The 18,038-nt window shown below is 62.4% G+C and carries 16 protein-coding genes and 1 pseudogene; 8 read left to right on the plus strand and 9 right to left on the minus strand.

Annotated elements, in window-relative coordinates:
• Positions 1-5 precede the first annotated feature (5 nt).
• The gene (locus tag J5M56_RS19690) at positions 6-1,073 is read right to left on the minus strand and encodes a DUF2066 domain-containing protein (RefSeq protein ID WP_207937591.1); all 1,068 of its coding nucleotides are present in this window, start codon (positions 1,071-1,073) and stop codon (positions 6-8) included.
• 254 nt (positions 1,074-1,327) lie between these two features.
• Here J5M56_RS19690 and purM point away from each other — a divergent pair, with 254 nt between their 5' ends.
• The 4 genes from purM (at position 1,328) to J5M56_RS19710 (ending at position 4,110) form a co-directional block, all read left to right on the plus strand.
• The gene (gene purM, locus J5M56_RS19695; RefSeq protein ID WP_060479781.1) at positions 1,328-2,386 is read left to right on the plus strand and encodes a phosphoribosylformylglycinamidine cyclo-ligase; all 1,059 of its coding nucleotides are present in this window, start codon (positions 1,328-1,330) and stop codon (positions 2,384-2,386) included.
• Positions 2,386-3,039, plus strand: a complete 654-nt coding sequence (gene purN / locus J5M56_RS19700) for a phosphoribosylglycinamide formyltransferase (protein WP_186476501.1) — start codon at positions 2,386-2,388, stop codon at positions 3,037-3,039. The genes purM and purN overlap by 1 nt, the downstream gene beginning before the upstream one ends.
• A gap of 8 nt (positions 3,040-3,047) precedes the next feature.
• Positions 3,048-3,758, plus strand: a complete 711-nt coding sequence (locus tag J5M56_RS19705; RefSeq protein ID WP_060479779.1) for a DUF3108 domain-containing protein — start codon at positions 3,048-3,050, stop codon at positions 3,756-3,758.
• A 169-nt stretch (positions 3,759-3,927) separates the two neighbouring features.
• Complete coding sequence (locus J5M56_RS19710; protein WP_060480299.1) at positions 3,928-4,110, plus strand: hypothetical protein; 183 nt, start codon at positions 3,928-3,930, stop codon at positions 4,108-4,110.
• Positions 4,111-4,340: 230 nt separating this feature from the next.
• Here J5M56_RS19710 and J5M56_RS19715 read toward each other — a convergent pair whose 3' ends face one another.
• From J5M56_RS19715 to J5M56_RS19745, 7 genes and pseudogenes are all read right to left on the minus strand, one after another.
• The gene (locus tag J5M56_RS19715; RefSeq protein ID WP_060480300.1) at positions 4,341-4,880 is read right to left on the minus strand and encodes a DUF2058 domain-containing protein; all 540 of its coding nucleotides are present in this window, start codon (positions 4,878-4,880) and stop codon (positions 4,341-4,343) included.
• A 26-nt stretch (positions 4,881-4,906) separates the two neighbouring features.
• Entirely contained in the window at positions 4,907-5,740 is an 834-nt protein-coding gene (gene mazG, locus J5M56_RS19720; protein ID WP_060480301.1) for a nucleoside triphosphate pyrophosphohydrolase, read from the minus strand.
• Positions 5,741-5,864: 124 nt separating this feature from the next.
• A complete protein-coding gene (gene relA / locus J5M56_RS19725) occupies positions 5,865-8,105 on the minus strand; it encodes a GTP diphosphokinase (RefSeq protein ID WP_186476500.1) in 2,241 nt (746 codons plus the stop codon).
• A 96-nt stretch (positions 8,106-8,201) separates the two neighbouring features.
• On the minus strand, positions 8,202-9,560 hold the full coding sequence (rlmD, locus tag J5M56_RS19730; RefSeq protein WP_207937592.1) for a 23S rRNA (uracil(1939)-C(5))-methyltransferase RlmD: 1,359 nt from the start codon (positions 9,558-9,560) through the stop codon (positions 8,202-8,204).
• On the minus strand, positions 9,561-10,460 hold the full coding sequence (cysM, locus tag J5M56_RS19735; RefSeq protein ID WP_060480304.1) for a cysteine synthase CysM: 900 nt from the start codon (positions 10,458-10,460) through the stop codon (positions 9,561-9,563). It lies immediately after the preceding gene.
• Between the two features lie 94 nt (positions 10,461-10,554).
• A complete protein-coding gene (locus J5M56_RS19740) occupies positions 10,555-11,970 on the minus strand; it encodes a sensor histidine kinase (RefSeq protein ID WP_207937593.1) in 1,416 nt (471 codons plus the stop codon).
• 2 nt (positions 11,971-11,972) lie between these two features.
• A pseudogene (locus J5M56_RS19745) lies at positions 11,973-12,688 on the minus strand (response regulator transcription factor).
• A 191-nt stretch (positions 12,689-12,879) separates the two neighbouring features.
• On the opposite strand from J5M56_RS19745, the gene J5M56_RS19750 reads away from it, so the two are divergent.
• The 4 genes from J5M56_RS19750 to J5M56_RS19765 are packed head-to-tail and all read left to right on the plus strand — an operon-like array spanning position 12,880 to position 17,525.
• Positions 12,880-15,630, plus strand: coding sequence for a response regulator (locus tag J5M56_RS19750; RefSeq protein WP_207937594.1), 2,751 nt, complete (start codon positions 12,880-12,882; stop codon positions 15,628-15,630).
• Between the two features lie 35 nt (positions 15,631-15,665).
• Complete coding sequence (locus tag J5M56_RS19755; protein WP_207937595.1) at positions 15,666-16,655, plus strand: 2-hydroxyacid dehydrogenase; 990 nt, start codon at positions 15,666-15,668, stop codon at positions 16,653-16,655.
• 31 nt (positions 16,656-16,686) lie between these two features.
• A complete protein-coding gene (locus J5M56_RS19760) occupies positions 16,687-17,124 on the plus strand; it encodes a hypothetical protein (protein WP_060480308.1) in 438 nt (145 codons plus the stop codon).
• Positions 17,121-17,525: an META domain-containing protein gene (locus tag J5M56_RS19765; protein ID WP_207937596.1), complete on the plus strand. Its 405-nt coding sequence runs from the start codon at positions 17,121-17,123 to the stop codon at positions 17,523-17,525. The genes J5M56_RS19760 and J5M56_RS19765 overlap by 4 nt, the downstream gene beginning before the upstream one ends.
• A 33-nt stretch (positions 17,526-17,558) precedes the next feature.
• On the opposite strand, the gene J5M56_RS19770 is transcribed toward J5M56_RS19765, so the two are convergent.
• Positions 17,559-18,023, minus strand: a complete 465-nt coding sequence (locus tag J5M56_RS19770; protein ID WP_060480310.1) for a TlpA disulfide reductase family protein — start codon at positions 18,021-18,023, stop codon at positions 17,559-17,561.
• Positions 18,024-18,038: the final 15 nt, after the last annotated feature.

The raw sequence follows: 18,038 nt of genomic DNA on the forward strand, positions 1-18,038 counted from the left end.
GCCCCTTACCAGCGAAACCGCAGGCCATCGAACGGCTTGGCCGAGACAGGCGCAGGGGTGACCGGCTGGCCTGGTGCAGCACCTGGGCTTGGCGTGGGCGCTGCAGCAGGCGGGGCCTGCTCGGCCGGCACTTCCTGCAACTTGGCCAGGCCCAGCTGCGCCCGTAGCTGCTCACGATTACCGCTCACCGCATAGGTCAACGTGCCGCCATCGGCCAACTGCAGGCGCGGGCCATAGGGCTCAAGTACACGGGAAAGCTCGGCATAGCGTTGCAGGTTCATGCCTTGCACCTGCAATTGCAGCTGGCTGCTGGCACCGGCCTTGATGACGTAACGTGGCGCAAGCCGGTTACCCACCGCAAGCATCACAGCATCGGCAAGTGCAGCCTGGTCACCGGCTTCAGCAGTGCCCTGCTCATGCTGGTCACCCAGCCACAGTTGCCATTTACCTTGCCATTTGCCGTCGGCCTCCTGGGCGTGCACCGCCAACAGGGCATCGGCGCCATAGCGCTGCGCCGCATCGCGCAGCGGTGCAGGGTCATTGCTTTCGAGCTGCTTGGCATTGGCCAGCAGTTGCTCCTGCAGGTCGGCCAGTGGCAGGCGCAGAGGCAAGCCACGGTGCTGGGCGGCGCGGCGCAATGGCTGGGCACTGGCCTGGCCGTCGCCGATCAGGTTGCTGCCATCGACACTATCGGTAAGCCACCAGCCGAGGATGGAGGGCCGGTTACTGCCCCAAAGCGCCAGGCCAGCTTTGCGCAAGGCACGTTCGGTGCTGCCGGGGTCGAACTCGACTTCCACCGATTCGGGCGGCCCGGCATCGGTACCGACTTGGTTGATTAGCGGTTGCGGGTTCTTGCGCAGCTCGGCCAAGCCAGGGTTCTGCGCCGCCTTGGAGTCGCCGGTCAGGCGCAACACCAAGGTTTCGAAGGCTTTGGCAGTGGCTGCGGTACGCGCCTCGGCGCCCTGCCCTTCAATCGGTTCGCGCACCTGATAGAGGCCAGAGACGGATTCGGCCTGCGCACCCATGCTGGCCAGCGCCATGCACCCTGCTGCCAAATAAATGAAAAGTCGCATGAGGATTCCTGTCCGGTTGAGCATCGAGCTTGTGATTTGCAGCTTATACACAAGCATGGTTATCAACCACCCACTTACCTTTTTCAGCAATTAACCGCCCTGCCCGTCGGCCTGAGGATGGCCGCTGCCCGGCAACCCTGATAAAATCGCGCGCCTTCACAGACCACTGACGTTTCAGGCAGCCGCCGCTTTCGAGCCGGCCTTGGCCGTCATGGTCGTTTTTACGAATCCCTCCCTCTTAAAGGCCTGGATCAATGAGCAAGCAACCCTCCCTGAGCTACAAGGACGCCGGTGTAGACATCGACGCCGGCGAAGCACTGGTCGAACGCATCAAGGGCGTGGCAAAACGCACCGCACGCCCTGAAGTCATGGGTGGCCTGGGCGGCTTCGGCGCCCTCTGCGAGATCCCGGCCGGCTACAAGCAGCCGGTGCTGGTCTCTGGCACCGACGGCGTCGGCACCAAACTGCGCCTAGCACTGAACCTGAACAAGCACGACAGCATCGGCCAGGACCTGGTCGCCATGTGCGTCAACGACCTGGTGGTCTGCGGCGCAGAACCGCTGTTCTTCCTCGATTACTATGCCACCGGCAAACTGAACGTCGACGTGGCCGCCACCGTGGTCACCGGCATTGGCGCCGGCTGCGAATTGGCTGGCTGCTCCCTGGTTGGTGGCGAAACCGCCGAAATGCCGGGTATGTATGAAGGCGAAGACTACGACCTGGCCGGCTTCTGCGTGGGCGTGGTGGAAAAGGCCGAAATCATCGATGGCTCCAAAGTGGCCACCGGTGACGCGCTGATCGCCCTGCCATCTTCCGGCCCGCACTCCAACGGCTACTCGCTGATCCGCAAGATCCTCGAAGTGTCGGCAACCGACATCGAAAACACTCAGCTTGACGGCAAGCCGCTGACCGACCTGCTGATGGCGCCGACCCGCATCTATGTCAAGCCACTGCTGCAACTGATCAAGAACACTGGCGCGGTCAAGGCCATGGCCCACATCACCGGTGGCGGCCTGCTGGACAACATCCCACGGGTGCTGCCAGACAACGCCCAGGCCGTGATCGACGTAGCCAGCTGGCAGCGCCCGGCGGTGTTCGACTTCCTGCAGCAGCAAGGCAATGTCGATGAGCACGAAATGCACCGTGTACTGAACTGCGGTGTCGGCATGGTCATCTGCGTCGCTCAGGATCAGGTAGACGCTGCCCTGAACGAACTGCGCGCCGCCGGTGAGCAACCTTGGGTCATCGGCCACATCGCCGAAGCCGCCGAAGGCGCCGCCCAGGTCGAACTGCAGAACCTCAAGGCACACTGATGCCGAGCAAGCCCTGCAATGTTGTGGTACTGCTGTCGGGTTCCGGCAGCAACCTGCAAGCCTTGATCGACAGCTGCCACGTGCAGGACAGCCCGGTTCGCATCGGCGCGGTGGTTTCCAACCGTGCCGACGCCTACGGCCTGCAACGGGCCCAGGCAGCGGGGATCGCCACCGTGGTGCTCGATCACACCCAGTTCGATGGCCGTGAAGCCTTCGATGCCGCCTTGATGGCGCGCATCGACGGCTTTGCCCCCGACCTGGTCGTACTGGCCGGTTTCATGCGCATCCTCAGTGGCGACTTCGTGCGCCACTACCAGGGCCGCCTGCTCAACATCCACCCGTCGCTGCTACCCCGTTACAAGGGGCTGCACACCCACCGCCGGGCACTGGAAGCAGGCGACGCGGAGCATGGCTGCAGCGTACACTTCGTCACCGAGGAACTCGATGGCGGGCCACTGGTCGTACAGGCTGTGGTACCGGTACTGCCTGATGACACGGTGCAAAGCCTGGCCCAACGGGTTCACCATCAGGAACACCAGATCTACCCGCTGGCGGTGCACTGGTTTGCCCAAGGTCGCTTGCACCTGGGCGAACAGGGTGCATTACTGGACGACCAGCCACTGCCGGCCAGTGGTCACTTGATCCGACCCTAGGAGAACTTATGCGTCGCGCCCTGCTATTGGCCCTCACCGTACTCGCCCTGCCTCTGCAGGCAGCCGAGCTGAAGCCGTTCTCGGCAAGCTACACCGCCGACTGGAAGCAACTGCCCATGAGTGGCACCGCCGAGCGCAGCCTGGTCAAGAACAAGGACGGCAGCTGGGACCTTGATTTCAAGGCCTCCATGATGATTGCCAGCCTGACCGAGCAAAGCACTCTGCGCATGGACAACGACACCATGCTGCCGCAGAAATACCACTTCGAGCGGGGCGGCCTGGGCAAAGCCAAGACCGTCGACCTGACCTTCGACTGGAACAGCAAGAAGATCACCGGCACCGACCGCAAGGACCCGATCAGCCTGCCGCTCAACCGCGGCGTGCTGGACAAGTCGTCCTACCAGTTGGCCCTGCAACACGACGTGGCCGCTGGCAAGAAGAGCATGACGTACCAGGTGGTCGATGGTGACGAAATCGATACCTACGACTTCCGCGTGCTGGGTACTGAGAAAATCACCACTAAAACCGGCCAGGTCGAGGCGGTTAAGGTCGAGCGCGTTCGGGCTCCGAGCCAGAACAAACGCATTACCGAACTGTGGTTCGCCAAAGACTGGGACTACTTGCTGGTGCAGTTGCGCCAGGTCGAAACCGACGGCAAGGAGTACGTGATCGTACTGCAAGAAGGTACGGTCGACGGCAAGTCGGTTAAAGGCAACTGATTCGCTGTAGCCCGCAATAACCGGAGCCCCGCCTTGTGCGGGGCTTCTTTTTGGCTGGCGTTCATGAAAATTGTTTCATGGCCAGTTTATTTACTTAGCCTGCTAACAAACTCTATAAAGGGGGTGTGCGACACAGCGTCGCAGCCAACTAAAGCAGTGGAGTTTACCGATGACAGTCCAAGTAACCGAACGTGACGAATCGAAAATGTCCCACGAAGGCCTGGCCGCTGGTGTGCGGATCTGGGATGTGCACCAGCAGGGCCAATTGGTCGGCATGTTCCACGACGAACAGCAAGCCCACCAGTACCGTGCCGAACTCGAAGACCTGGAAAAACAGCGCACGACGCAATAAACCGCTTCTCGATAGCAAACCCGCTTAAGCGGTGATGCCGGTCAGTGAAGCCGATTGGGGCTGTTTCGCAGCCCGGCGCAGCTGAACCCGCTCTTACAGTTGATGCGCTCGAAAGTTAGCCGACGCATTACCTGCAAGAGCGGGTTTGGCCGCGAAGGGCTGCAATGCAGCCCAAATGGATGAGCAGGACAATCAAACCGACTGGCCTTGGCCAGAGCGGGTTTTCGCGGTCACCACATCAGGTCATCAGGGATCTTGTAGGCCGCATACGGATCATCCTCGTCGGCTTCCTCCACGTGGGTATTGAGCAGCAGGATGCGGTTAGGGTCACGCTCCTGAATCTTCACTGCCGCCTCACGGGGTATTACCTCATAGCTACCGCCGTGCGACACGATGGCCAACGCGCCATTGCTCAGCTTGGTGCGCATCAGGGCATTGACTGCAATGCGCTTGACCTTCTTGTCGTCGACGAAGTTGTAGTAGTCCTCGGTGGTCAACTTGGGCAGGCGCGTAGCTTCGATCAACTGTTTGATCTGCGCCGCACGGGCCTTCTGCTCGGCCTTTTCCTGCTGCTGGCGGTTGAGCTCCTGGTCGCGCTTGGCTTTTTCGGCCATCGCCTCCTTGGCCATGCGCTGCTGGCTGTCATCGACTTCGACCTGGCCCTTGTGCTCCAGGCGCTTCTGTTTCTTCTGGGCTTTGTTGGTCTGCGAGACCTGTTTCTGGTTGACCAGACCGGCTTTGAGCAATTGGTCGCGAAGGGAAAGGCTCATGAATGTTCACTCACTTATGCAACAGCTCAGCCGCAGCTGGGCAGGTTCTTTTCCTGACGTTTGGCCTCGCCCCACAGGGCGTCCAGCTCGTCAAGGTTACAAGTTTCTATGGGGCGGCCACTGTCGCGCAATGCCTGTTCGATGAAGCGGAAACGCCGCTCGAACTTGCGGTTGGCACGGCGCAGGGCATTTTCAGGGTCTTGCTTGAGGTGGCGAGCCAGGTTCACGGCGGCGAACAACAAGTCGCCGACTTCATCCTCAAGCGCGTCGGCGTCATTGTCGGCCATGGCCTGCAATACCTCGTCCAGCTCCTCACGTACCTTGTCCAGCACCGGCAACGCCGCTGGCCAGTCGAAGCCTACGGTGGCCGCACGCTTCTGCAGCTTGGCGGCGCGTGACAGGGCAGGCAATGCCGCTGGTACATCGTCGAGCAAAGACAGTTGTTCGGGTGTGCTCTTTTCGGCGCGTTCTTCGGCCTTGATCTGCTCCCAGCGCGACTTGACCTGAGCTTCGTTCAGGCTGGGGGTATCCAGCGGCGCATACAGCTCGCCTGTGGGGAATACGTGAGGATGACGACGGATCAGCTTGCGGGTGATGCTGTCGACCACACCGTCGAACTCGAAGCGCCCTTCTTCTCGTGCCAGTTGGCTGTAGTAGACCACCTGAAACAACAGGTCGCCCAGCTCACCCTGCAGATGCTCGAAATCGCCACGCTCGATGGTGTCGGCGACTTCGTACGCCTCCTCGAGGGTGTAGGGGACGATGCTCGCATAGTTCTGCTTGAGGTCCCAAGGGCAGCCATACTGCGGATCGCGCAGGCGGGCCATGAGGTGCAGCAGGTCTTGGAGGGTGTAGGTCATTTAAGCAGGTCCTTCGGTGGTGCCTGGTTCGCGGGTCAATCCGGTCCTGCAGGGATTTGTGCAGCGTGAAAATATGCACTGTACCTGAAGGAGCGGGTTTACCCGCGAAAATGGCCACGCGCGCTCAAGGGGTACGGTTACGCCGCGTTTCGATGATATTCGGCAACTGCGATATCCGCCCCAGCAGGCGCCCCAGCGCGTCCAGGCCCGGAATCTCGATGGTCAGCGACATCAGCGCGGTGTTGTCTTCCTTGTTCGAACGGGTGTTGACCGCCAGTACGTTGATTTTCTCGTTCAGCAGCACTTGCGATACGTCGCGCAGCAACCCCGGGCGGTCATAGGCGCGGATCACGATGTCGACCGGGTAGGTCTGAACCGGGATCGGGCCCCAGCTAACCTGGATCATTCGCTCTGGCTCGCGCCCTGCAAGCTGCAGCGCCGAGGCGCAGTCCTGGCGGTGGATGCTGACGCCGCGGCCCTGGGTGATATAGCCGACAATGGCGTCGCCCGGCAGCGGCTGGCAGCAGCCGGCCATCTGCGTGAGCAGGTTGCCGACACCCTGGATCTGGATATCGCCACGCTTGCCGGTGCGCGGCCCCGTAGGCTTGCGCGGCACCAATTCGATCTGCTCGATCCGCTCGGGCTCGAGCAACTGCTGGGCGGCGTTGACCAAATGCGCCAGGCGCAGGTCGCCGGCACCGAGCGAGGCGAACATGTCCTCGGCCGTCTTGACATTGGTCTTCTCGGCGAGCCGTTCGAAGTCCACCTGCGGCAGGCCCAGGCGGCTGAGTTCGCGCTCAAGCAAGGTTTTGCCGGCAGCGACGTTCTGGTCACGGGCCTGCAGTTTGAACCAGTGAACGATCTTGGCCCGGGCCCGTGAAGTGGTGACGTAGCCCAGGTTGGAGTTCAGCCAGTCACGGCTTGGGTTACCGTGCTTGCTGGTGATGATCTCCACCTGCTCGCCGGTCTGCAGGGTGTAGTTGAGCGGCACGATGCGCCCGTTGATCTTGGCGCCCCGGCAGTTATGACCGATCTCGGTGTGCACCCGGTAGGCGAAGTCCAGCGGCGTGGCACCTTTGGGCAGGTCGATGGCATGGCCGTCGGGGGTGAATACATAGACCCGGTCGGGTTCGATATCGACCCGCAGCTGTTCGGCCAGGCCGCCGATATCGCCCAACTCTTCATGCCACTCAAGTACCTGGCGCAGCCAGGAAATCTTCTCTTCGTAATGGTTCGAGCTTGGCTTGACGTCGGTGCCCTTGTAGCGCCAATGGGCGCAAACGCCAAGTTCGGCCTCTTCGTGCATGCCGTGGGTGCGGATCTGCACTTCCAGCACCTTGCCCTCGGGGCCGATCACCGCCGTGTGCAGCGAGCGGTAGCCGTTTTCCTTGGGGTTGGCGATGTAGTCGTCGAACTCTTTGGGGATGTGCCGCCACAGGGTGTGCACGATACCGAGCGCGGTATAGCAGTCACGCACCTCCGGCACCAGTACCCGTACCGCACGCACGTCGTAGATCTGGCTGAACTCCAGGCCTTTGCGCTGCATCTTGCGCCAGATCGAGTAGATGTGTTTTGCCCGGCCGCTGATATCGGCCTTGACCCCGGTGGCCAACAGTTCGTTCTGCAGCTGGTTCATCACATCGCTGATAAACCGCTCACGGTCCAGGCGGCGCTCATGCAGTAGCTTGGCGATCTGCTTGTACTGGTCAGGCTCCAGGTAGCGGAAAGACAGGTCTTCCAGCTCCCATTTGATGTGGCCGATACCCAACCGATGTGCCAGCGGCGCATAGATGTCGAACACCTCGCGCGCCACGCGCAGGCGTTTTTCGTCATCGGCGGATTTCACGGCGCGGATCGCGCACGTGCGTTCGGCCAGCTTGATCAGGGCCACACGCACGTCATCGACCATGGCCACGAGCATCTTGCGTAGGTTCTCGACCTGCGCCTGGGAACCAAGCACCAGCGACTGACGTGGGCTGAGGCTGGCACTGATGGCGGCCATGCGCAGCACGCCGTCGATCAGCTTGGACACTACCGGGCCGAAACGCTGGCCAACCTCGGCCAGGGTCACCTTGCCTTCGCGTACCGAGCGGTAGATCACCGCCGCGACCAACGAGTCCTGATCGAGCTTCAGATCGGCGAGGATTTCGGCAATTTCCAGGCCAGCCTGAAAACTGGACGTACCATCGGCCCACGAATGCTTTGCCGGGTTACCCTTCTTTTCGATTTCCTGGGCGAACTCGCAGGCCTCTTTCAACGCCACGCGATCCAGAGCCGAATCGACGCTCACCACATGGTCCAGCCATGCATCGAGATTGATACTGCCGTCCGTATTGACCGGCTGGTGCACTCTCACCTGTACCATCTTTGTTATACCTTTCCATACAGCGCACCACACGGGTGCGCTGGCTATCACCGTACAGCTTCACTTCCGTGGAAACCGCACCAAGGGGCCAGTTTGCTAGCCCGCTTCGAATAACGCCATGGCTTCGACATGTGCCGTCTGAGGAAACATGTCGAGAATCCCGGCCCTTTTTAACCGGTACCCCTGGCCGACCAGCACCTGGGCGTCTCGCGCCAGTGTGGCCGGGTTGCACGATACGTACACCAAGCGCTTGGCGTTGAGACGGGCGATGCCTTGCACCACCTCGTATGCACCGTCGCGCGGTGGATCCAAGAGTACCGCAGAAAAGCCCTCGGCGGCCCATTCGGCGCCTGCCAAAGGCTGCGATAAATCGGCCTGAAAAAACGCTGCGTTATGCACATCGTTGTTTCGGGCATTGGCTGCGGCTCTATCGACCATGGCCTGTACACCTTCAACCGCCACCACCTCCCGGGCCTGGCGCGCCAGCGGCAGCGCGAAGTTGCCCAGCCCGCAGAACAGGTCCAGCACCCGCTCGTGCGCCTGGGGCGCGAGCCAGGCCAAGGCCTGCTCGATCATCGCGGTGTTGACCTGGGCGTTGACCTGAACGAAGTCCCCGGGGCGCCATGCCAGCTCAAGCTGCCAAGGCGACAAGGCAAAGCCCAGCGTCGCAGCGCCATCGCAAGGTTGCGGCTCCCCTTCACCCTGCAGCCAAAGCTGGGCCTTGGCTTGGTCGCAAAATGCCTGCAGGCGCAGCAGATCGTCTTCCGGCAGCGGTGCCACATGGCGCACCAGCACAGCTTCGGCGGTCCCACTGAACAGCTCCACATGGCCGATGGCCTGCGGCTTGCTCAGCGAGCGCAGCACGGTCGGCAAATGCCGGAGAATAGACTGCAAAGGCTGTACCAGCACGGCGCAGTCATTAATGGAGACAATTTCCTGACTGGCCTCGGCGCGGAACCCAACGTCCAGGTGCTTGGCCTTGGCGTCCCAGCGCACGGCCACACGTGCCCGGCGCCGATAGCCGAATTCCGGCCCACTCAGCGGTGCGGCCCAGGCTTCGGGCTGCACACCAGCCACACGTTGCAGCTGCTCTGCCAAAGTCCGCTGCTTGAGCGCCAACTGGGCGTCGTGGGGCAGGTGTTGCAGGTTACAGCCGCCACACCGCTGATAATGGCGGCATGGGGCCTGACGGCGCTCGGGGCTGGCCTGCAGCACACGCTCAAGGCGCGCCTCGACCACCTTGCCGCGGGCATTGAGCACGCGCGCTTCGACCGCTTCACCTGCCAGGGCGCCACTGACGAACCAGGTGCGCCCTTCCACGAAGGCGATGCCGCGGCCGTCACCGGCCAGGCGCTCGATATCCAGGCGCTGCTTCTTGCCCACGGGGACCTGAGGCGTGCGGCTGCCGCCAGCTGGTTGAAAGCGCAGGCCGCTATTGCTTTTTTTCTTTGACATTTAACTTGGGTCGAACAGGCCGGTGGACAGGTAACGGTCGCCGCGGTCGCAGATGATCGCGACCATCACGGCGTTTTCCACCTCGCGGGACAGGCGCAGCATGGCGGCTACCGCACCACCTGAGGACACGCCACAGAAAATGCCCTCTTCGCGCGCCAGGCGGCGGGTTGTGTCTTCGGCCTCCTGCTGCGACATGTCCATAACCCGGTCGACACGGGTGGCATCGAAAATCTTCGGCAGGTACTCCTCGGGCCAACGGCGGATACCGGGGATGGCCGAGCCTTCCATCGGCTGCAGGCCGACGATCTGCACGTTGGGGTTCTGCTCTTTGAGGTACTGCGAGCAGCCCATGATGGTGCCAGTGGTGCCCATCGAGCTGATGAAATGGGTGACGCTGCCATGAGTCTGCTGCCAGATCTCCGGGCCGGTGCTGTTGTAGTGGGCGATGGGGTTGTCACCATTGGCGAACTGGTCAAGAACCAAACCGCGGCCCTCGGCCTGCAGCCTCTCGGCCAGATCGCGAGCACCCTCCATGCCCTCTTCCTTGGTCACCAGAATCAGCTCGGCGCCGTAGGCGGTCATCGCTGCCTTGCGTTCAGCGGTGGAGTTGTCAGGCATGATCAGGATCATCTTGTAACCCTTGATCGCCGCGGCCATCGCCAGAGCGATGCCGGTGTTGCCAGAGGTGGCTTCGATCAGGGTGTCGCCTGGCTTGATCTGGCCGCGCAGTTCGGCGCGGGTGATCATCGACAGCGCCGGGCGGTCCTTGACCGAGCCGGCAGGATTGTTACCTTCAAGCTTGAGCAGAAGGGTATTGCTGGTTTGCCCAGCGATGCGCTGCAGGCGAACCAGAGGCGTATTGCCGACGCAATCGGCGATGGTTGGGTACTGCAAGGTCATGGTGTATTTCACAATCCGGACGGCAGGGGCGCCTATCATACCGGCAAACCCTTCCCGGCCATATCACGCAATCTGCGGTGACTATAGCCAACCGCTATAAGCGGCCAAATCCCTGTGCGCCCGCAGCGCTGGTGCCCTTATCAACCACGCCCGCTCCGCCACAGGCTGGCGGGATGACCGGCAGCCGCATGCACAAGCGCAAGCCTTGGATTGCATTCTCTGCCCAAAGCGTGCCGCCCTGACGCTGGATGGCACTGCGGGCAATGCTCAGGCCCAGGCCAAAACCACCATCCCCGGGTCGTGAGCCTTCGAGCCGGGAGAACGGTGCGAAGATCCGCTCCAGATCTGCATCGGCTACACCTGCGCCCTCGTCCTGCAGCCATAAACGCCAATAGCCGCCCTCTCGCTGGCCGTCCAGGCGCACCACACCATTGTCAGGCGAATGACGGATGGCGTTGCGCAACAGGTTCTCCAACGCCTGGGCCAAGTAGTTGAGGTTGCCTTGTACCCAACAATCAGCTGGCAAGTCGCAGCGCAGGCGTTCAGGGGCCCAACCGCTTTCGTAGCGAGCATTCTCTGCCAGCAGGTCCCATAGCGCTTGTACCTGGATAGGTTCAAGGTTCATCGGTGTCCGCTCGGCATCCTGCCAGGCCAATTGCAGTGTGTCCTCCACCAACTGCTGCATGCAGCCCACCTCGCGCACCAGGCGTTCACGCAGGCGCACCAGGTCGGTCTCGCCGTCGCAAGCCACTCGCAAGCGGCTTAGTGGCGTGCGCATTTCATGGGACAGATCACGCAGCAGCTGTTGCTGCATGGCCACGGTATCCTGCAGTCGCTCGGCCATCTGGTCGAAAGCGCGCGCCAGCTCCCCCAGTTCGTCATGCCGGGCGATCAGGCGCGAGTCCAGGCGGGCGTTGAGTTGATCGGCGCGCCAAGCAGAGGCCTGCTCGCGCAACTGGTTGAGGGGCACGATCAACATCCGGTAAAGCCCCACGCACAGCAGCAAGGTAAACACACCGGGGATGATGCCGTTGGTGACGATCTGCCAGGCCAGGCGGTACTGGCCGGGGTTGAGCCGGGTGGGCAGCTCCATCACCAGCATGCCTTGCTGCGGCGCGCCGGGAAACGGTATGCGCAACCACGGCTGCTCAGTGCTGCGCCGGCTCATGGGCCAGTCGACGCCGCGCAAGCGGGTCAGCCGCTGCATCACCTCGGGCCCTGGGGCTGCACTGTTGAGCGGTTTGAGGTTGAGGTCGAGCACGCCGATCCAGCCGTGCTCACGCTGATGCATTGCACTGACCCATCGGTCCAGGCCTTCGCGCCCACCGCCGCGCCACGCCTGCTCAGCCTCGCTGGCATAGCCGCGCAGCACCTGGCGGGCCGGTTCGTCGAGAAATGCGTTGCGGGTTTCCATATGCCGGCCCCAGCTGTAGCTAAGGCCGATCATCAACAGGCAGAAGCCCACCAGCAAAATGGCCAGCCTCCAGAACAACGAATGGCGATCGAGCATCTTCAGTCCGCCTCGCCGGCGCTCAGTACGTAGCCTTTGCCCCATACCGTGCGGACCTGCCGCTCGTGGTAACCGATGCCCTTAAGCTTGCGGCGTATCTGGCTGACGTGCATGTCCAGGCTGCGGTCATGACGCGAATAGCCGCGCTGGAGCACGTGCTGATAAAGAAAGGGCTTGCTGAGCACTTCATCGCGATTGCGGTAAAGCATATCGAACAGGCGATATTCGCTAGGGGTCAGGCCAGCCGGCTGCCCTGCCAGGCTGACGTCACTCAGGGATTCGTCGAACTGCAACGTGCCATCGTCGGCTTGCAAAGGCGGCTGATGCCGGCGCTCGAGGGCAACCCGGCGCAGGATCGCCTCTATTCGCACCTGCAGTTCGGCCATGCTGAAGGGCTTGGGCAAGTAGTCGTCGGCACCGCGCTGGAACCCGCTGATACGATCCGCCTCGGCACCCAGCGCCGACATGAGGATCACCGGGGTGGCATGGCTATGGCGCAACCGGGCAAGGGCATCCAGGCCGTTGAGGCCTGGCAGCAGGATGTCCATCAACACCACGTCGAAGGACTGCCGCTTTGCCGCTTCCAGCCCTTCAAGCCCATCGCGGCACCAAGTGACCTGAAAGCCACCTCGCTGTAACGCGTCGTGCAGGTACCCCCCAGCACCGGATCGTCTTCGATGGCGAGGATGCGGGAAACGCAATTAGTTACAGGATTCATTAGCAACTGCCATAAATTCTCAATTGCTGGATTATTGTGTATGCCTACTCGCCAGGCAACTGCCCAGCGACAAGCGCCTCGGCAGGGCAATGAAAAGAAATTGAAAAGGTGCATTAGGGCAGCCAGCGGAGTAACTTTCCGCTTTGTCCCGTCGCAGCGACGACGGCGCAGGCACATCACAGGAGGCGACTGTGCTCGATCGTTTGGGAATCAGAAGCCGGGTGCTGCTGTTGGCGCTGCTGCCGGCCAGCCTGATGGCACTGGTGCTGGGTAGCTATTTCACCTGGTTGCAACAAGACCAATTGCGCACGCAACTGATGCAGCGCGGCAAGCTGCTCGCCGAGCAATTGGCACCGCTGGCCGCACCGGCCCTGGCACGCCGCACACCGGCCCAACTTGAGCGCATTGCCGCGCAGACCCTGGAGCAGGCCGACGTGCGCGCAGTGGCGTTTCTGGCGCCTGATCGCAGCCGCCTGGCCCACGCCGGCCCAAGCATGATCAACCTGCCCCCCAGTGGCGGAACCGGTACACAGTTGCTGCAACGCACCGGCAATGATGCAACCCGCTACCTGATGCCGGTTTTCGGCCACCACCGCGACCTGGCGACCGATGCCGTGCCCGACGAGGCCGAGCGGTTGCTGGGTTGGGTGGAAATCGAGCTGTCCCACGACGGTATGTTGCTGCGCGGCTACCGTAACCTGTTCACCAGCGTGCTGCTGATCCTTGCCTGCCTGGCCCTCAGTGGCCTGTTGGCGATGCGCATGAGCCGCACCATCAATGACCCGATCGCACGCATCAAGCATGCGGTCAACCAGCTCAAGGACGGCCACCTGGACGAGCGCCTGCCGGCCATGGGCAGCCATGAACTGGACGAGCTGGCCCGCGGCATCAACCGCATGGCCGAGACACTGCACGGGGCACACGAAGAGTTGCAGCACAGCATCGACCAGGCGACCGAGGATGTTCGCCAGAACCTGGAAACCATCGAGATCCAGAACATCGAGCTGGACATGGCACGCAAAGAGGCCCTGGAAGCCAGCCGCATCAAGTCGGAGTTCCTGGCCAACATGAGCCATGAAATCCGCACACCGCTCAATGGCATTCTTGGCTTCACCCACCTGCTGCAGAAAAGCGAAATGACGCCGCGGCAACTGGACTACCTGGGCACCATCGAGAAATCTGCCGACAACCTGCTGGGCATCATCAACGAGATCCTCGACTTCTCCAAGATCGAGGCCGGCAAACTGGTGCTCGACAGCATCCCGTTCAACCTGCGCGACCTGGTCCAGGACACCCTGACCATCCTGGCCCCCGCCGCCCATGCCAAACAGCTGGAACTGCTCAGCCTGATCTACCGCGATACCCCCTCGTCATTGATCGGCGACCCGTTGCGGCTCAAGCAGATCCTCACCAACTTGGTTAGCAACGCGATCAAATTCACCCGCGAAGGCACCATCGTGGTCCGGGCCATGCTCGAAGACGAGCATGAAGACAGCGCCCAGTTGCGCATCAGCGTTCAAGACACTGGCATCGGCCTGTCGCCGCAGGATGTGCGCACGTTGTTCCAGGCATTCAGCCAGGCTGACAACTCGCTGGCCCGTCAGCCCGGTGGTACCGGCCTGGGGCTGGTGATCTCCAAGCGCCTGATCGAACAAATGGGCGGTGAAATAGGCGTCGACAGCACGCCTGGGGAAGGCTCGCAGTTCTGGATCAGCCTGAGCCTGCCCAAGGCCCATGACGACATAGAGCAGCAACCGCTGCAACCGTTGCTCGGGCGCAGAGCGGCAATCGTCGACGGCCATGAACTGGCGCGCCAGGCCCTGCAGCACCAACTGGAAGATTGTGGCCTGAGCGTCAGCCTATTCGCGTCCTACGACCAATTGCTCGAAGCGGTGCAGGCAGGCCTGCAGGCGGGCATGCCATTCGAATTCGCGGTACTCGGCGCTAACCTCGGCAGCCTGTCGCCGGAGCAGCTAGGCCGGTACAACCAGCAACTGGAGCGCTTGCAGTGCCAGTGCGTAGTGTTGTGCCCAACCACCGAGCAGGGGCTTTACCACCCCTACCTGCCCAATGGCCATGGGCAGTTGTTGACCAAGCCGACCTGCACGCGCAAGTTGCGCCGCCTGCTGCTGGAGCTGGTGCAGCCGCGCCGGCCACTGGCCGAGCCGGGGCTGACCAGCGGCGGCCAGCGCAGGGCGAAGATCCTGTGCGTCGACGACAATGCCGCCAACCTGCTACTGGTGCAGACGCTACTTGAAGACCTGGGCGCGCAAGTGGTCGCGGTGGACAACGGCTATGCCGCAGTGCAAGCGGTACAGGCCGAGCCGTTCGACCTGGTGTTCATGGACGTGCAGATGCCAGGCATGGACGGGCGCGCCTGTACCGAGCAGATCCGCCTCTGGGAAAAGACCCAAAGCGGCAGCCCGCTGCCGATCGTTGCCCTGACCGCCCATGCCATGGCCAACGAAAAGCGCGCTTTGTTGCACAGTGGCATGGACGACTACCTGACCAAACCGATCAGCGAGCGACAACTGGCCCAGGTGGTGATGAAGTGGGCCGGCTTGAGCCTTGGCACCTCGGCACAGGAGCTCACAAACGAACAGCAGGGTGAAAGCCGCGAGCTGCCGGTACTGGACCCGGACGAGGGTCTGCGCCTGGCCGCTGGTAAGTCCGACCTGGCAGCCGACATGTTGGCGATGCTGCTGGCATCGCTGGAAAGTGACCGCCTGGCAATCCGTTCTGCCCGCGAGGCGCGCGATAGCACGACGCTGATCGAGCAGGTGCACAGGCTCAACGGCGCTTCGCGCTATTGCGGCGTACCCCAGTTGCGTGCGGCCTGCCAGCGCAGCGAAACCTTGCTCAAACAGGGCAGCCCCCAGGCACTGCAGGCGCTGGATGAGCTGGATGCGGCGATCGGCCGCCTCGCAGCACAGGCCCTGTAGCCGGGCGGTTGCCATTGCACTAACGGAGGTATGCCATGCGCGTGCTGTTGTTCAGTAGCCAACACTACGACCAGGAAAGCTTTACCCGGGCCGCCAGCGGCAGCGCCCTGGACCTGCACTATCAGCCCGCCCGCCTGACCCTGGACACCGCTACTCTGGCAAGTGGCTTCGAGGTGGTCTGCGCATTCATCAACGATGAACTCGACGCTCAGGTGTTGCAGCGCCTGGCCGCTGGCGGCACGCGGTTGATTGCCCTGCGTTCGGCCGGCTACAACCACGTAGACCTGCCTGCCGCGCAGCGCCTTGGCCTGGGCATCGTACGCGTTCCGGCCTATTCACCCCATGCAGTAGCCGAGCACGCCGTGGCCCTGATTCTGGCGCTTAACCGCAGGCTGCACCGCGCCTACAACCGCACCCGCGAAGGCGACTTCAGCCTGCATGGGCTGACCGGCTTCGACCTGCATGGCAAGACCGTCGGCGTGGTTGGCAGCGGCCAGATCGGCGCTGCGTTCGCGCGCATCATGGCCGGTTTCGGCTGCCAATTGCTGGCATACGACCCCTCCCCCAACCCTGAGTTGTTGGCCCTCGGCGCCCGCTATCTGGAGCTGCCCGAACTGCTGCGCGAAGCTCGGATCATCAGCCTGCACTGCCCGCTGACCGAGCACACCCGGCATTTGATAAACGCCCAGAGCCTAAGCCTGCTGCAACCCGGTGCGATGCTGATCAACACTGGCCGTGGCGCACTGGTCGACACCCCGGCGTTGATCGACGCCCTCAAAAGCGGCCAGCTTGGCTACCTGGGCCTGGACGTCTATGAAGAGGAGGCGCAACTGTTCTTCGAAGACCGCTCCGACATGCCACTGCAGGATGATGTGCTGGCACGGCTGCTGACCTTCCCCAATGTGATCGTGACCGCCCACCAGGCTTTTCTGACCCGCGAGGCACTGGACGGTATCGCCAGTACCACGCTGGACAACATCATCCGCTGGGCGGCTGGCAATCCGCAGAATGTGGTCAGTGGTTGATGCTAGGATACGCGGCATTTCTGGAGGACCCATGGTCGAACACGATTTCCGCTATACCCTTTTCAACCCGCAACACACCTTGATCGAATGCCGCGCCTTGCTGCCCGGCCGTTATCAGGTGACTGGCAATGGCGGCTCGATGCACAAAGGCGATGTCCTGATCGTCACCCTCAAGGGCAGCAAGGACCTGGCCATGCGCCTGACCGTTGAAAGCGTACGCCACCTGATCAACCCTCGCGGGCAATGGGTTGCTGTAGCCAGCGGCCCGGTGTTCAACGAGTTGGAAATACTCACCTGGAAGGTCGAGTGCGACAGCTGCGACGCTGTACTGGACTTCGAGTTCGCCGTCGATGCAAAACTTGGCAAAGCTGCCCGGCAGCCAGCTGCCAGTGCCCGTGTCGCAGAACTGGGCTGGGCGAGCCGTGGCGACAAGCACCTGTGCCCGCGTTGCCAGGAGAGCGCCGAGTGAAGCATCTGCTGACGGGCGCACTGGTAGCCATCGGCCTGCTCGGCTGCGCCAATGAACCCAACCGGCTACAGCAAGACCGCAGCTATGTACTGGAGTGGATCGGCGAGCGCCCGCTGATCGACTACAGCCACCTCACCCTGACCTTGGCCAGCGATGGCCGCGCCTACGGTAACGCCGGCTGCAACCATTGGTTTGCCCCGTACACACTGGACGGTAAGCACTTGAGCTTCGGCAAGGTAGGCAAGACCCGCAAGCTTTGTGGGCCTGCTTTGATGGAGCAGGAAAAACAGTTCCTGCAGGCCTTGGAGAGCGTCCAGCGTTGGGATGTATCGCCCATCGAACAAATGCGCTTCTGGCCGGCCGAGGGCAAGCCGCTGCGCTTCTGGCCCGAGGAAGGCTGAAAACTCACAGGGCCGCTGTGCGGCCCTCATCGATCACGCGCCTTTGAGGGCTTTGATCTTCGCCTGCAGCCCTTCCAGGGTCTGCTCGCCCAGCAACTGCTCACGCACTTTGCCCTTGTCGTCGATGATGTAGGTGACTGGCAGTGCCTCGCTGCGCGGCAGGTCATAGCGCTCGGCCGGGTCCTGGGCCAGCACCGTGAAATCGATACCCAGGGCCTGCGCTGCCTCCTTGAGCTCAGCACCTTGCAGGCCATCGAAATTCACCCCCACCACCTTGATGCCGTCGGCCGCCCACTGCTTGGCTGCCTGATTCAGCTCCGGCACTTCGGTGCGACAAGGGCCACACCATTCGGCCCAATAATTGAGTACCACCCAGTGCCCGTCGATCTGCTGGGCTTTTACCGTCTTGCCATCTTGGTCCACGCCGTAATCGGCACCGCAACCACCGAGCAACAAGCTTGCGGTGATGGCCAGTACTGCTGCCAGACGCTTTGCCATGGGTCAATCCTTCTC

Source organism: Pseudomonas sp. 51_B (assembly GCF_017491595.1).
Classification (GTDB): domain Bacteria; phylum Pseudomonadota; class Gammaproteobacteria; order Pseudomonadales; family Pseudomonadaceae; genus Aquipseudomonas; species Aquipseudomonas promysalinigenes.